We start from the raw sequence: 13,995 nt of genomic DNA on the forward strand, positions 1-13,995 counted from the left end.
TGCTAAATATCCATCCGCAATGAGACGCTGAGAGCTCTGGGAGGAATGTAGCGATAGGCCCCCGTGGAACCGGCATTCCAGGCAAACTCGTCAAAAACATTGGTCAGCCGTCCTCGAATGACCACATCGTTTTCGGCGAAGGAAAACTGCCGGCGCAGCCCGAGATCGAAAAGCGTATAGGGGTCGATCGTGACCAGCCCCTGGGAATCAGCGTTCTGCTCGCCGCGGCTGGTAACGCCAAGGTCGAAGGACCACCCTGGCGCCCACGGGGGACGATAATCAAGGTTCAGTGTGCTGGAGCGACTAATAGCCCCCGCCGGACTGTCCGCAAGCGCACCGGAGTCCACAGCATCGCCAGTGAGGATCACATCGTAAAAAACCGTACCAAGGACTAACTGCAGCGTCTCTGTTACCGGCCCGGCGACGGAGAACTCAACGCCACGATTGATCTGCATACCCTGCGCACCAAAAAAACGGTCTTCGTCAAAGCCAAAGAAAGGCTTCTCGATCTCAAAGACGCCGGCAACCGCGGTGAGATCACCAAGGGTCATGCGGGCACCCGCATCGATCTGCTGCGTCTGCGCCGCTGGTGGCGCCTCATTCTGATTAATGGCACTAATGGGCGCCACGGGGCTCTCTTCGAAGCCTCTGACGATACCGCCATAAATCACCACCCGTTCACCAATAGGCGCATTCGCGTTGACGTTGTAGAGCACGGGGCTCTCGTCGTCAGCCAGGTCTTTGCTGCCGGGTACGATGACTTTGCGAGAATAATCGGACTGCTGAATGCCAATGTTGAGCTGACCCGCATCCTCCCAGCGAAGGTCGTAGCTTAAACCCAGGGCAATCTGCTCCACAGACTCCTGCGATTGCTCACCCACCTCCACGTCAGGCCGCTCAAAGTACACAGGCTCATCGATATTCGCATCACCAAGATCGATGCCCACGGTGCCGCCGTAATCCCTGCTGCGATCCAGCGCGCGCACATTCACCGTGAGACTATGTCGGCGGTTACCTTCATAAAAATGGCGAGTAATCCTCGCTTCGAGGGAGTCAGACAACAATTTTGTCGATGGACCCAGAGCAGACCGGCGACGCGCTGAACCATCGGGCTGCACGTCTGTGTAAAGCACGTTTGCCTGCTGATCCCATTCACGACTGGAGCGGAACATCCCCAGGCGATACTCCCAGTCACCGGGCCGGTAGTTCGCCAGCACACCCACGTTGTAGCGAGGGCCCGTGAACTTTGCCCAGGGCTGGCCGACAAACTTCAGGGGCGTAACCTCCGGTGGCTCATAGGGCCCCGCCGTGAAGTAGCGCTGGGAGAACTGATTTTCAATCTCCTCCACATAATCAGCAAAGACCGTGACATCCGCATCAGGCTGCAGCGTAAAGCGGAGATTACCCCCGGCACTGGCAGCAATATCGTTGGTACCGTTGCCCTCCTCGTCCTCTTCATAACCCATGCCGAAGGCCGCCTCTACGCCTTCGGCCAGCCGTGCCTGCAGGTCCGCTGCCAGTCGAACACCACCGTAGCGACTGCGCTCCAAAATGACGCTTTGTACGGGTTCCTCCGCGACGCGACGCAAGGAGAAATCGGCAATACCTGTGGGCGCGGGCAACATATAGCCCTGCGCTGCGAGCCCGGCGCGAATCTGCGAGCCCGAAACCAGGCGATCGCTAAAGCCGGACTGCCGATCGATGAAGAGGCCATCTATGCGAATATTGCCGGCCGCGGTGGGACTGAAGCCGCGAACATTGCTGGTGCTGTAGAGACCAATCTGTTCATCTCCCACACTGGATCCAAAGGCGTCTGCCGCGGCACGGACGACGTTCTCGGCGGCGCGCTGAGCGCTGACGCCTTCAGCTAGGACCAGGCAGAGCCCCGCGGTCAGTAGCCGGACGCCAGGCGCTAGCGACGATAAAGGAATAATTTTCGGGACTCGCGGCATGCCTGCTGGGATGGAGATCACAATCACCTACTAAAAGCCTCGGATGGGAATGGGGTTGAGATGGTGGCAGAAGCCTAGGATAAAGCGGCCGCAGCTTCACTGTCGAGTTGTTCCGTCGGCTAGCGGCGCTACTCTCCGTTCGGACCCAGGCTGATGCCCACGAGCAGACCGTGGCTCAACCAGCGGCCCAGCATCGCGCCAGCCTCGCTTGCAGCCGCTGCCTCGCCCAGCTCATCTGCCAACACCGCAAAAAGCTCACCATAGGCGGCTCCTTCCAGCATCGTCGCCAGAGACTTCCCCTCGACGGCAGTGACCGGAAGTACCGCAGGGGTGTAGGCCTGACGCCAAACGACGCAAGCGAGGGACTCGCCACTGCGGAAGTCAACGCCTGTAGGCTCGCTCCTGGCGTCCTTTGCCTGAGTGTTGGCATCACTGTCTTCCTCGAGAAGACTGCGCCAGAGCTTGTCGATGCGATGCTCCATTGACGCCTGCTGAGTGCCGGGCATAAATCTCAGGCGCATCATGGCCCAGTCGTCATCCTCAAAACTTTCAGTCGCTTTAGTAAACCCGGCAGCGTCCAGAGGCGTGGCATCGCAACTGACAAAACACAGATGCATAGCCCACTCCAACCAGGCCAGTTCGCTGACTTCCGGGTCTTTATAAAACAGCTCTTTGAGGGTTTCGGGAAAGCCCTTACCGACGGCATCCAGGGTCCAACTCGACGGCGGGAAGCTGATGACGTGGTGAGCGGCGGCCCGGGCAAAGGCTTCTGCCCCGACCCAACGTGCTGTCCTCGGGTAGGTTTCGCGAAGGGCATCGACCAGACGCGCTCGGTAGGCGTTTCGGTAGATATCCACGCGCTGCGCTTCCATGCCAGCGGGTAGATCCCGGGAGTCGTCCAACAGCATGGCCATAAAATCCTCCTGCTGCGTGGCGAGCGTTGTATTCCTCATGAGGCAATCCGGTCTTCGACAGTAATATCTGGTTCGTGCTGGTGCGCTATGGAATCGGCACTGGCGAGATTTCTGGCAACGGTGAGCTCTCCAAGCAATTCATCCAGCGTTGGGAGCTTATCGTCACGCTCAATCATGACGGCAACCTCGCCCAGAAGAGGCCGGGTCCTGGCGTATAGATCCCAGGTTACGTCGCATACCGGCTGGTCATGGGTATCGATTTTGATCTGGCCGTCGCTATGACCGGCAAGATGCACCTGTCGCACACGCTCCAGGGGCAAACCTGCGATGTACTCATCGGCAGAAAAATTGTGATTGTGAGCACTTACAACGACATTATTGATATCAAGGAGGAGCTGGCAGCCCGTGCGTCTTGTGATAGCCGCAATGAACTCCCACTCAGTCATCTCATCGCAAGGGAAGGTGAGGTAGCTTGAGGGGTTCTCAAGCACCAGTTCTCGCCCAAGAACGTCCTGAGCGTGCTCAATATTTTTGCAAACCACGTCCAGCGCTTGCGCAGTGTAAGGCAGCGGTAGAAGGTCGTGACTATTGTGGGCGCTGGTGCGCGTCCAGCAGATATGGTCAGACACCCATAGCGGTTCGATGCGCTCTGCAAGGCGTTTTAGTCCCTGCAAATAACCATCATCGAGACCATCGGCAGAACCAATGGACATGGAAACCCCATGGAGTATGACCGGCGTATCCCTGCGCACGCTTTCAAGTACGCGCAGAGGATTGCCGCCATCAACCATATAGTTCTCTGAAATCACCTCCACGAAATCGACGGGTACAGACCCCGCAAGAAAATTTTCGTAGTGGGCGCGGCGAAGACCGATCCCATAACCCGCTTTTTCTGTAATGCGTTTCATCGCAGTGATCCCATGTAGGCGATCCGGCGTCGCCCTCTCCTTAGAGCGCAGCCGGACCGCTGGTGCATTGATAGCCTGAAAATCACATTGGCTCAGGATTACTCGCCGCTAAGGTCACCGATGGTGCCGCCACGCGTTAGGCAGGCGCCTGCTTCAAGAGCCTGGAAGCCATGACCCTTACAGGCGTTCATACCTTTACACCCGTTCTCTGTCGTGGCGCAGTCCGCATTACCCGCACAGTCATGGACGCCGTAACAGTGGACAGTATCGCTGCTAGCGATGGCACGGCCGCTGCTGCCTGCAGGCGGCTCTGCCGCAAGCGCTGCGAGAGAGGAGAGTGCGATGGCAGCGGCAGTAGCCGCAAAGACGCTTTGCTTGTTCATGGCTAGTTCCTTTCAGGTAATTGAATTGCTTGTGGTGTTGTCGTTCGTTTTTTCAAAAGTGTTCTCGCGATGGACATAAAGGTATTCGCTACGGCGAGGGTGTTGGTTACAGCCAGCGGCAAGAAAAAAAAGAAATCAATTTTTTCAAAAATCTGTAACCAAATGCGTCGACGGAACGAATTCCAATGCATCTACCGCATAATGATTGCCACAGGGGCATCGCATGCGGGGAGGTTAATCAACTAAAGAGAAAGGAGAACACCATGAAACCACGTAACCATCGACGCGACCTGAGCAAGATTGCTCCCCTGGCCTTGGCTGCCGGCATCGTTGCAGGTATCAATGCAGCCCCCGCCGCTGCGCAGGCCAATGCCATGGAAAAGTGCTACGGCGTAGCAAAAGCCGGTCAGAACGACTGTGCAGCGGGCCCCGGCACCAGCTGCTCCGGAAGTTCAACGCGCGATTATCAGGGCAACGCCTGGAAGCTTGTGAAGAAAGGCACCTGTGAGCGTATCGAGACGCCCAAAGGTAACGGCTCACTGACACCCATCGAGCGCTGAGGCCCATTTCCCGGCAGGAGATAATCATGTTTTCGCCCCTAAGCTATTACGACCGGGTGACCAGTCTCCTTTCGGGCCATTTTTTTAGGGGGACGGCGCTGCTACTCTGCCGTGTCTCCCTGGCCGGCGTGTTTTGGCGCGCCGGGCGGACCAAGGTTGAAGAGGAAAGTCTCTTAAGCATCAGCGGTACCACACGCTTCCTCTTTGAACAGGAGTACAGTGGCGTACCGTTGCCGAGCGAGCTTTCCATGTACCTGGCAACCTACGCGGAGCATGCATTTCCAGTGCTGCTGGTGCTGGGTCTGGGGACGCGTTTTTCGGCACTGGGGCTCTTACTGATGACTATGACCATCCAGTTCTTCGTCTACCCCGATGCCTGGTGGCAGGTACACAGTCTTTGGGCTGCGCTCTCCCTGATTTTACTATCGGAAGGGGGCGGCGGGTTATCACTGGATAGCCTGATAAGTCGCTTCCGACGGGTTCGTTCGAGTGCGCCGGCTTGATTGCTGACGAAGCAACGCTGTCGCGCCTCATGGGTCTTGCTCAGCGAGGCGATAAACAGGCGTACACGGCGCTGCTGACAGAGGTGCAGCGATGGCTGGAGCGATTTTTCAGTCGTCGCTGTGCACCGGGACATGGCGATGATCTGGTACAGGAAGTACTGATCGCCGTACATAAGAAACGCGCGTCTTATGACCCGACGCGCCCTTTTCTGCCCTGGCTGGCGGCCATCGCGCGCTACCGCTGGATCGATCACCTCCGCACGGTGTATCGCAAAGCAGAAGAAGAGCTGACTAATGCAGATCTACCCTTTGCCAGCGAGGAGGAGTCCATTATTGCGCGGCTGAGTCTGGATCGCATGTTGGCCCAGATTCCCAATGCCCAGGCGGAGGTAATTAGCTGGGTCAAGATCGAAGGCTTATCCATCAAACAGGCAGCAAGCAAAAGCGGCATGTCCGAAGCGGCCGTGAAGATCAATATTCATCGTGGGCTGAAAAAACTCTCCGCCCTACCAGAGAAGGCAAACTAGCAATGGATCGCCCAACCAATTCACTGATTGAACAAATGGCAGAGGACCTGCAGCCGGCGAGCCCCCTGAAAATGCGGGACGGTATCCTGCTTGTTATCGCTGCCGTCGTTGGCACCGTACTTGGGGTCGCGTTGCTTCCCGGATTGTGGAGTGGCCTATTCACTGGTGACGCTTCGATGTTTTTCGTGGTCACCAACGGTCTGCTGCTTATTTTGGGCTGCGCAGCCGCCAGCAGCGTCATACAAATGGCCAATCCGCGCGTGGGCAATGAGCATGACGGCCCCCGCTGGGCCTCATTGATGGTCACCGTGCTTCCCATAGCTGCATTTATTGCGCTTGCGGGGCACGAGCATCCCTTGGAACTCGTCACCGATCTCCACGGACTCCAGTGTTTTGGTGCCACAATGCTTGCGTCCTCCCTCACAGCGGTGGCGCTGTTTATGTGGCTGCGCCGGGGTGCACCGGTAGCGCCAGCGACCGCAGGACTGCACCTGGGCATTGCTGCCACCGCACTGGGCTCAGCGGCATACGGACTGGCCTGCCCGTTGGACGGCGCTATTCATCTGGGCCTATGGCATGTGGCACCGGTGCTTGCGGGTGCCTTGATTGGCCGCTTTCTGCTGCCCGCACTGCTTCGCTGGTAAGCCATTGATGACTTGCGGAACAGGCTGATTCAAACCGCAGGAGACTTACCGAGGACCTTTAGCGCAGCCAGGTACGCAAACAAAGGCAGCAACATCAAAATGCCGTACATCACCGGTGCTACGGTCATGGCCGGGCTTTGCAAATTTGATATGCCTCAAGGTTTAAGGCAATTCCCTCATTTCCAATAGCCATCCCCTATTCGGCAGTTTTTTACACCTCTGCCCATCGTCAGACGTTCATCCCCCGCAGCAAATTACGCTGGTCGTTTCCTAAACAACGCAACCGAGTAACAAAAACGTCACAGCGTTGACTTCTCGCCTTCACAATCCGGCCTTTAAATAGCGTCCGGTTGGTTTCTCCCCGTCCTCCCGTTCGTTCTAAAAGGAATTTTGTATGTTTCAGCGACGATTAATCGTTCCCGCCATCTCAATGGCGGTGGCCGCCCAGGTCTCTGCGCAGGCCCTGGAAGAAATGACAGTTGAAGTCGTGGTGGTGACCGCGGAAAGAGTCGAAAAGTCGATTCTTGACGTGTCCACGACCACCAATGTGCTGAACTCTGAGTTCATTGAGCGCGAGAACCTACGCGAACTCAATCAGATCGCAAACTTCATCCCCAACATGCTCATACAGGAGCAGGCGGTGGGTGGCCAGAGCTTCACTATCCGGGGCATCGGCAATGAGGACGGGGAGCAAAAGCTCGGATCCTTCTTCAACGGCCTTAATGTGACCGACAGGAATTTTTCGGGCCAGTTTCTCCACGACATCGAGCGCGTCGAGGTCCTGAAGGGACCACAGCCCACGGCCTTCGGCTCCTTCGCGGTGAATGGCGCGGTTAATGTTGTCTCTAAAAAGGCCAATCTTGAGAAGTTTGAGGCGAGCGTTGGTGCCGGCTATGGATCGTTTAACGAGGTCCGTTTCGAGGGCATGATCAACGTACCCGTCACGGACTGGTTGGCATTACGTTTCGCAGGGTTCTCGGCAGATCGCGATGGCTACTCAGAAAACCTTTCCGGTGAAGACCTTAACGCCCGCTTAGGCACGAACCTGCGTTTTACTGCTTCGGCGGAATACGAGCGATTCAGTGGTGATTTCATCGTGGCTTACGAAGACAATGACGGCCCGGGCATCGGCTTTAACAGCCAGTATTACCGGGAAGATGGCGGTGTCGCTGGCCCGTCATCGCCAGTTGACTTTGGGCCGACGGACACCACGATCGACCGTCAAATCTCAATTTATCAGCTAAAGACAGCGTTTCAGGTGACCGACAACATCAGTATCAACTATAACGGCTACTACAACGACGGTGAGCTGTATGAGTACTTCGATGCAGACGGTGCGCCGATCCAGCTCGACGAACGGGATTACAATTACAATTCAGAGTTCAAGGGTCATGAGTTGTTCTTGCGCTGGGACAGCGACCGGATCAGTGCTTTCGTTGGTTACAACGACCTCGAGAACACCAGCCAATACCCCAACTACACCTTGTACACAGACTTTCGGTACTTTGTTGCACGGGATGTGGCAGATGCGTTGTTCGTGGCTCCTACCGGTTATGCCGACCTGAGTGACGATCGTACCTATCCCGGCAACTACCCCTTGCAGGATTTGCGACAGCAGACGGCCCAATACACTTTGAACAATCCGGCAACGATTAACCCCCTGACCGGTGATCCCGTCCTCGGCGGTCTCGACACCCTGGTTGAATTCAGCTTTCCCGAGGCGGTGAACGACACGACCGGATTCTTTGCCAGCGTCGATTTTCAGGTTACCGACGATCTCACGCTGAATCTCGGTGTGCGTGACGAAGAAACCGAGTTCAACGGCAATCCTGATGACAGCGCAGAGCCTCTTTGGAAGGTGGGCGCAAACTATTCGCTGACGGATGAGTTCAGCCTCTATTACACCTACGCGGAAGGACGAACGCCGCCGCTGAATACAATTGTGATTTCCGACGTCGAGCGCGAAACGGTGTTCAGTCATGATGTGGGTTTCTACTGGGTCACCGGTCAGTTCCAGTTACAGGCAGCGTATTTTAACTTTGACTACGAGAACCTGGTTGTACAGGTGACGGACTCTCAGACTGGTTTGGGCACCACGGCAAATGCCGAGGCAACGAATGTCAGTGGCTTTGAGCTTCAGGGCGACTACACTTTCAATGAAATGCTCGGCGCCTATGCAAGCTTCGGCTCCAACGATGCGAAGTACGGCGCGACTACTGACGAAGGTTTCGTTGCTGACTACGCGGGTAACAATTTCCGCTACTCGCCGGAATTCACCTATTCTCTTGGCGCCCGGTTCACTTGGGAAGACCTGTATGCGGTGCTGAGCTACACCTACATGGACGACGTCTACTTTGAGCCGAGCAACGACCCCGATAGTCGGCAGGAGGCATACGGTCTCTTGAACCTGAGTGTTGAATACAAGCTGACGGACAAGATTCGTCTGGGGCTTTATGGCAAGAACATTCTCGACGAGTCCTACCTCATCGATGCCGGTAACTTTGGTGGCAACGATGGGCAGCCCACGCTCATTGAAGGCACACCTGCCAGCTGGGTCGGAACGATCAACTACGCGTTCTGATTACCCCGTTTTGCTCTGCGCCCAACTCCTCTCGGGCGCAGAGCTTACAAAAATAAATCAGGCAAAGCGCTTCTGACCTTTCTCACAACGCTGCTTCGGTCCAAGGTCGATAGAAAAGTCTTTGCTGAGGACAGTGCTCAGAAAACGATGCTGACTTACGATCGCCTCCGGTGTCAGGGTCACCTCAGTCCAACCTCTGCGGGACGTATCTACGTCGATCAACTCGGGCGAGCTGGCAAGAAGGGCAGAGCTCATCTCCGCTGGCGGCAGCGGCAGGTAAGTTTCCAGTCCCGGACTGCTAATACCGGGTACGCCCACCTCGACACCGACCGCTGTTCCGGCCTTATCGCTGAGGTTCAGCGTCCAGGCATTGTGGGTATCCCCCGCGAGCACGAGGGGATTGTTGGCGTGTTCCAGCATCGCGCTAAACACCCGTTCACGATTGGCGGGGTAGCCGTTCCAGGCATCCATATTCCATGGCATTTTTGCCGCAGCAAGCTGGCCCATGGCTTCGAACCAGCGTCGAGTGCGCACCGGGACATCGATGCCGTCGAGAGCTTCAGGCGGTATTTCAGGAATGACCACCCGACCCATGATTACCTGCTGACCAATAACCTGCCAGGTTGCGCCCCGGCTCTTACTGGCGGCCAATTGATCTGTCAGCCAGGCCTCCTGGTCAGCACCCAGAATCGTGCGTTCAGGATCCCACAGTACATTCTCGATGAACGCTTCGAGTCCGCCGGCGGCCTCGATATCGGCTGAGTAGTCGAACTGTTTGTCACGGCCATGAAGGCGCGTGTCGAGCATAACGATATCGGCAAGATCGCCCACCGGGAACTGTCGGAAGATCGGCGCCTGATCTCCCTCCGCTCCTGTACGGATGGGCATCCACTCATGGTAGACCTTGCGTGCAGCGGCGATTCGCGTTGCAAAGTCGCCCTCGCCCTCATTGTGGTTTTCGGCTCCTCCCTTCCAGGTGTCGTTCATCAGTTCGTGATCATCCCAGACACAGATCCATGGGTGCGCTGCATGCGCCGCCTGCAGATCTGCATCGGTGCGATACAAACCATAGCGCATACGATAATCCTCCAGGCGTAGCAACTCGCTGGCTGGTTCGACGCGCCGGCCCAGCTCCTCGACGGCAACGGGGTTGCTGTACACCCCATCAGCGTATTCGTAGATGTAGTCCCCCAGGTGCAGCACGACATCAACCTCGGAATCGGCGATGTCACGGTAGGCATTGAAATAACCCTGGGGAAAGTTTGAGCAGGAACATACCGCCATGGTGAAAGCGTCGACCGCCCCCATCGGCAGAGTACGGGTGCGTCCTACCGGAGAAAACGCACCTCTCGCATTAAAGCGATAGAAATATGTCTCCTTCGGCTTGAGTCCCGTCGCATCAACCTTCACCGTGTAGTCTCGCTGCTCACTGGTGACGGCGGTGCCTTTATTTACAACGGTCTTGAACTGCGCGTCTTTGGCGATTTCCCAACCTACCGCGAGCGGACCGGGCTTACCATCTCCAGGCAGCACCCGTGTCCAAAGAATTACCCGGTCCGACAGCGGATCACCGCTGGCAATGCCATGGGTAAAGTACACAGGCTCCTCACCATTGACAGAAAACCCTCGAAGCGAAAGCACACCCAGAGTAGCGGCCATGCCTTTTATGACGTTGCGCCGCTTGAATACCGGTTTGTTACTCATAGTCTGTTACCTCAAAACGATTTGATTGCACCTAGCGCAAGGAGATTACGCTGCAATCAATACAGACTGATTACAATGTGATTCGATTGGCGACACGAATGTTTCGAATCTGGGCGCTACGGTGGCCCGGGGGAAGTCACATCAATAAACGCACTTGACGCAAAAGTTTGGAAGAGAAGGAGCGATCACAACAGTGAGTACTCAGTCAGACCAGGCAGATCCAATAACGCAAGGGATCTGCCCGGCCGGGGCAGCTCAGGACTGGGACACGAGGCTCGCGCGGCTGCTCAGGGCACGGTCCAGGTTGCGCTGTACAACGCGGTTGCCCGGGCTAACAAGGCTGGCCTTTTCGAGGTCCTCAATGGACGCCTCAAGATCACCTTGCAGTTGCTTCACTACCGCACGGTTGTTAAAGGCGATTGCTTTATCTACGCCATTGTCCACCGCGGCTTCACAGTAACCGGCAGCGCGCTCCAGCTCACCCATGGCCGCGTGGGCAACGCACAGGTTGACCAGCACGGGAGCCTTATCGGCAGTCAGTTTGGCACGCTCGAGGGCCGTCTCCAGCATCGTGATGCCTTTACGGTACTCACCGGATTCCACTTCACGGGTCCCCGGGACTTCAACCCGGGACGTCTTCAGCTCCATGGCGGTACTGGCAGACGCCGTGTCAACGGCGGTTCCAAAGGCGATAAGAGCGAATGCTGCGGCGACAGGAAATCTCTTGATCATTGTACAATCCTCGTATTATTGATGGGGTTGATTCCCGTACTCCCGTCGTGAGAGTGGCGATAATCCTGTGTTCAGGCCGCCGCAAAGGCCTGATTAAACAAGAAAAAAAGGCTAATGAATTGCTAAGGATTGACCAATCGCTGAGCACCGACCGGAACCATGCGCATGACTGAGGCATCGCGGCCCGAACCCGGGCGCTTCGTGATCGGCGACTTCCAGGTCGACCCCGGGGCCAATGCGCTGCATCACGTCAATGGCGCAACCCGGCACATCGAGCCCAAGGCAATGCTGGTGCTCTGTGCACTATTTGAACGCGCCGGTGATACGGTAAGCCGCGAGGAACTGCTGGCCACGGTCTGGCCGGGCCGGGTGGTGGTGGAAGAAACCCTGACCCGCGCGGTCTCGCAGTTGCGTCAGGCCTTGGGCGACGTTTCAAAACCGCCTGCTTACATTCAGACGGTACCCAAGCGCGGCTACCGCCTGATTGCCTCCGTTGACGGACCGATGCCATCGCAGCAGGAAGCGCCAGCCACCCGCCGGGCACTACCTGCTCGTCGCTGGCTGGTGATCGGCGGTTTCACGAGCCTGGCGCTTCTCGCAGCGCTCACCCTGGCCTTGCTACCGACGCAGGCTCCGGTGGTAGATGCCTCGGTGGCGGTGCTACCGCTGCGCCACCTGGAAGGGGACGATGAAAGCGCCTATCTCGCGGACGGTGTGACCGAGGAACTCCTCAATGCACTGGCCAGCGTGCCCGAACTGCGGGTGCCCTCGCGCCATTCATCCTTTGCCTATCGCGACCAGTCCCTGCCCCTCGCCGACATCGCAGCGGCACTCGATGTACGGCATGTCCTGGAGGGCAGCGTCCAGCGTGCCGGTAGCAACCTCCGCATCAGTGCCCGTCTGGTCGATGTCGCCAGCGATTCAACCCTGTGGTCACAGCAGTACGACGGGGATCTGGACAACATCTTTGCCTTCCAAAAGGAAATCGCTGCCGGTGTGATCGCGGCTCTGGAAGGTACGCTGCTGACCCGGTCAAAGGTCCAGGCGGCGCTGCCCCGCACCGACAACATTGACGCCTATAGCCGTTACCTCCAGGGCAACTACTACTGGATGAACGGCACCACCAGCAACTGGTTCTATCAGGCACGGGATGCGTTTACCGACGCCATACGCCTGGACCCGAACTTTGCCCGGGCACACGCCAGCCTGGCCTACATCTATGCCCGCCATGACTTTCACGACCAGTACATGCCTGCCGATGAGGCCCGCGCACTCGCACTGGAAGCAAGCACAAAGGCCCTGGCGCTGGACAGCAAGGCGGTGGATGCCTACCTGGCCCGGGCGATCCTCGCCACCTCTGCCGGCAACTTCAGCGAGGCCGCTACGCACCTCGAACAGGCACTGGAAATTCGGCCGCGAAACGCCGTGGCCCACAATCTCTATGCTGAACTGAACCTCGCACGCAATGCCCCGGACGCAGCCCTGGCCTCCGCAGCCAGGGCCCTGGAAATCGACCCGCTGTCGCCCTGGGTGAACGTCAACAATGGCATCGTTCACTACTACCGCGGTGAGCATGCCGCCGCCAGCGCTGCCCTGGCTGAAGCGATCCGTATCGCGCCAGACTACACATGGGCCTGGGTATGGCAGGCTGCAGTATTCCATGCCCAGGGTCGCCTGGCCGATGCCATTATCAGCATGGAACACTGCGCGACACTTGATCCCGCGTCAGAGACGAACGCGGCCTACCTCGGCCTTTTATACCTTGAAATCGATGACCCGGAAGCCGCCGGTCGCTGGTTTGAACAAGCCGCAACCCTGCAAGGGGATGGAGACAGTGCCAGACTCTGGCGTCGCCTGGTACCGCTGCTTTATGAGCGTACCGATGACCAACTCCTGGTAGAACTGAGCGCCACCGCGAGCGGCCTGCACAACACGCGGTATTCACTGTTGCCGGCAGTCGGCGCCGCATATGCCAATGTAGGAAGTACTGCAGCAGCGCGAGACCTGTTGCTGGATCGTGCACCAGCGCTGAGTGCATCTTCACCCCGGGTACGACCTCGAAACGGGCAACCCGCGCTGGCATTGCTGGCGCTTCAGGATTCGGCTGATGGCCCCATGGCTAACGCAATCGCAGCAGGAGTCAGCAGCTATCCGGCCTACTTCCGCACCCGGGGTCTGGAAGCCTGGTGGTACTTCCTGCAAGGACAGGATGAACAAGCCGTTGATTCGCTGACCGAAGCCCTGAATATCGGCTGGTTGCCGTTCTGGTGGATGCTGCCGCAGCTATCCGGCGAGGCACCGCAGCTCGCGGCTCTCCGGCAGCGGCTTCGGACCCATGCCGCAGCAGAGGCCGCGCGTCTGCAGCGGCTGACTGCTGAAGCTGGCCATAACAGTTTGTAGCTGGGTAGGACCCCGGGCGGATTGATCATAACGCGGTTGCATCCCGCGGCTCTTCATCATAAAAGGGGGACACCGGCATTCATTAAACTGAATTTGCGAAGTTCGTTTAATGGAGAGAACACCGATGTCCCACGCAGGAAATATATTAGGCCTTCCAGAGCTGGAGGTCGAACGCGTTGATCGTAAC

12 protein-coding genes are annotated in these 13,995 nt (G+C 57.5%); 6 read left to right on the top strand and 6 right to left on the bottom strand.

The features are described 5' to 3' along the window. Positions 1-2: 2 nt before the first annotated feature. From ACTG3T_RS00855 to bufA2, 4 genes are all read right to left on the bottom strand, one after another. Positions 3-1,979, bottom strand: coding sequence for a TonB-dependent receptor (locus ACTG3T_RS00855; RefSeq protein WP_439100371.1), 1,977 nt, complete (start codon positions 1,977-1,979; stop codon positions 3-5). A 101-nt stretch (positions 1,980-2,080) separates the two neighbouring features. Continuing rightward, positions 2,081-2,905 carry an HvfC/BufC family peptide modification chaperone gene (locus tag ACTG3T_RS00860; RefSeq protein WP_439100372.1) on the bottom strand — a complete coding sequence of 275 codons (825 nt, stop codon included), beginning with the start codon at positions 2,903-2,905 and terminating at the stop codon, positions 2,081-2,083. Beyond that, positions 2,902-3,774 carry an MNIO family bufferin maturase gene (bufB, locus tag ACTG3T_RS00865; RefSeq protein ID WP_439100373.1) on the bottom strand — a complete coding sequence of 291 codons (873 nt, stop codon included), beginning with the start codon at positions 3,772-3,774 and terminating at the stop codon, positions 2,902-2,904. Before bufB ends, ACTG3T_RS00860 begins: the two co-directional genes overlap by 4 nt. A gap of 98 nt (positions 3,775-3,872) precedes the next feature. Then, entirely contained in the window at positions 3,873-4,157 is a 285-nt protein-coding gene (bufA2, locus tag ACTG3T_RS00870) for a BufA2 family periplasmic bufferin-type metallophore (protein ID WP_439100374.1), read from the bottom strand. Between the two features lie 263 nt (positions 4,158-4,420). Between bufA2 and ACTG3T_RS00875 the strand changes: the two genes are divergently transcribed. The 5 genes from ACTG3T_RS00875 to ACTG3T_RS00895 all read left to right on the top strand — a co-directional run bounded on the left by ACTG3T_RS00875 (position 4,421) and on the right by ACTG3T_RS00895 (position 8,972). Beyond that, positions 4,421-4,717, top strand: a complete 297-nt coding sequence (locus ACTG3T_RS00875; RefSeq protein WP_439100375.1) for a BufA1 family periplasmic bufferin-type metallophore — start codon at positions 4,421-4,423, stop codon at positions 4,715-4,717. A 26-nt stretch (positions 4,718-4,743) separates the two neighbouring features. Further along, positions 4,744-5,220, top strand: coding sequence for a DoxX family protein (locus ACTG3T_RS00880; RefSeq protein ID WP_439100376.1), 477 nt, complete (start codon positions 4,744-4,746; stop codon positions 5,218-5,220). Continuing rightward, the gene (locus ACTG3T_RS00885) at positions 5,217-5,747 is read left to right on the top strand and encodes a sigma-70 family RNA polymerase sigma factor (RefSeq protein WP_439100377.1); all 531 of its coding nucleotides are present in this window, start codon (positions 5,217-5,219) and stop codon (positions 5,745-5,747) included. The genes ACTG3T_RS00880 and ACTG3T_RS00885 overlap by 4 nt, the downstream gene beginning before the upstream one ends. A 2-nt stretch (positions 5,748-5,749) precedes the next feature. Beyond that, complete coding sequence (locus tag ACTG3T_RS00890) at positions 5,750-6,391, top strand: NrsF family protein (protein ID WP_439100378.1); 642 nt, start codon at positions 5,750-5,752, stop codon at positions 6,389-6,391. Between the two features lie 394 nt (positions 6,392-6,785). Then, the gene (locus ACTG3T_RS00895; protein ID WP_439100379.1) at positions 6,786-8,972 is read left to right on the top strand and encodes a TonB-dependent receptor; all 2,187 of its coding nucleotides are present in this window, start codon (positions 6,786-6,788) and stop codon (positions 8,970-8,972) included. Positions 8,973-9,029: 57 nt separating this feature from the next. Here ACTG3T_RS00895 and ACTG3T_RS00900 read toward each other — a convergent pair whose 3' ends face one another. Next, a complete protein-coding gene (locus ACTG3T_RS00900) occupies positions 9,030-10,676 on the bottom strand; it encodes an alkaline phosphatase D family protein (RefSeq protein WP_439100380.1) in 1,647 nt (548 codons plus the stop codon). 255 nt (positions 10,677-10,931) lie between these two features. Then, the gene (locus ACTG3T_RS00905; RefSeq protein WP_439100381.1) at positions 10,932-11,408 is read right to left on the bottom strand and encodes a tetratricopeptide repeat protein; all 477 of its coding nucleotides are present in this window, start codon (positions 11,406-11,408) and stop codon (positions 10,932-10,934) included. Positions 11,409-11,573: 165 nt separating this feature from the next. On the opposite strand from ACTG3T_RS00905, the gene ACTG3T_RS00910 reads away from it, so the two are divergent. Further along, positions 11,574-13,808 carry a winged helix-turn-helix domain-containing protein gene (locus ACTG3T_RS00910; RefSeq protein ID WP_439100382.1) on the top strand — a complete coding sequence of 745 codons (2,235 nt, stop codon included), beginning with the start codon at positions 11,574-11,576 and terminating at the stop codon, positions 13,806-13,808. Positions 13,809-13,995: the final 187 nt, after the last annotated feature.

It is taken from the genome of Congregibacter sp. (assembly GCF_965660375.1).
Lineage (GTDB): Bacteria > Pseudomonadota > Gammaproteobacteria > Pseudomonadales > Halieaceae > Congregibacter.

Bases quoted from the DNA above. Each gene is read 5' to 3' on its own strand.
- ACTG3T_RS00860 (WP_439100372.1), bottom strand. From the start codon at position 2,905: ATGAGGAATACAACGCTCGCCACGCAGCAGGAGGATTTTATGGCCATG.
- bufB (WP_439100373.1), bottom strand. From the start codon at position 3,774: ATGAAACGCATTACAGAAAAAGCGGGTTATGGGATCGGTCTTCGCCGC.
- bufA2 (WP_439100374.1), bottom strand. From the start codon at position 4,157: ATGAACAAGCAAAGCGTCTTTGCGGCTACTGCCGCTGCCATCGCACTC.
- ACTG3T_RS00875 (WP_439100375.1), top strand. From the start codon at position 4,421: ATGAAACCACGTAACCATCGACGCGACCTGAGCAAGATTGCTCCCCTG.
- ACTG3T_RS00880 (WP_439100376.1), top strand. From the start codon at position 4,744: ATGTTTTCGCCCCTAAGCTATTACGACCGGGTGACCAGTCTCCTTTCG.
- ACTG3T_RS00890 (WP_439100378.1), top strand. From the start codon at position 5,750: ATGGATCGCCCAACCAATTCACTGATTGAACAAATGGCAGAGGACCTG.
- ACTG3T_RS00895 (WP_439100379.1), top strand. From the start codon at position 6,786: ATGTTTCAGCGACGATTAATCGTTCCCGCCATCTCAATGGCGGTGGCC.
- ACTG3T_RS00900 (WP_439100380.1), bottom strand. From the start codon at position 10,676: ATGAGTAACAAACCGGTATTCAAGCGGCGCAACGTCATAAAAGGCATG.
- ACTG3T_RS00905 (WP_439100381.1), bottom strand. From the start codon at position 11,408: ATGATCAAGAGATTTCCTGTCGCCGCAGCATTCGCTCTTATCGCCTTT.
- ACTG3T_RS00910 (WP_439100382.1), top strand. From the start codon at position 11,574: ATGACTGAGGCATCGCGGCCCGAACCCGGGCGCTTCGTGATCGGCGAC.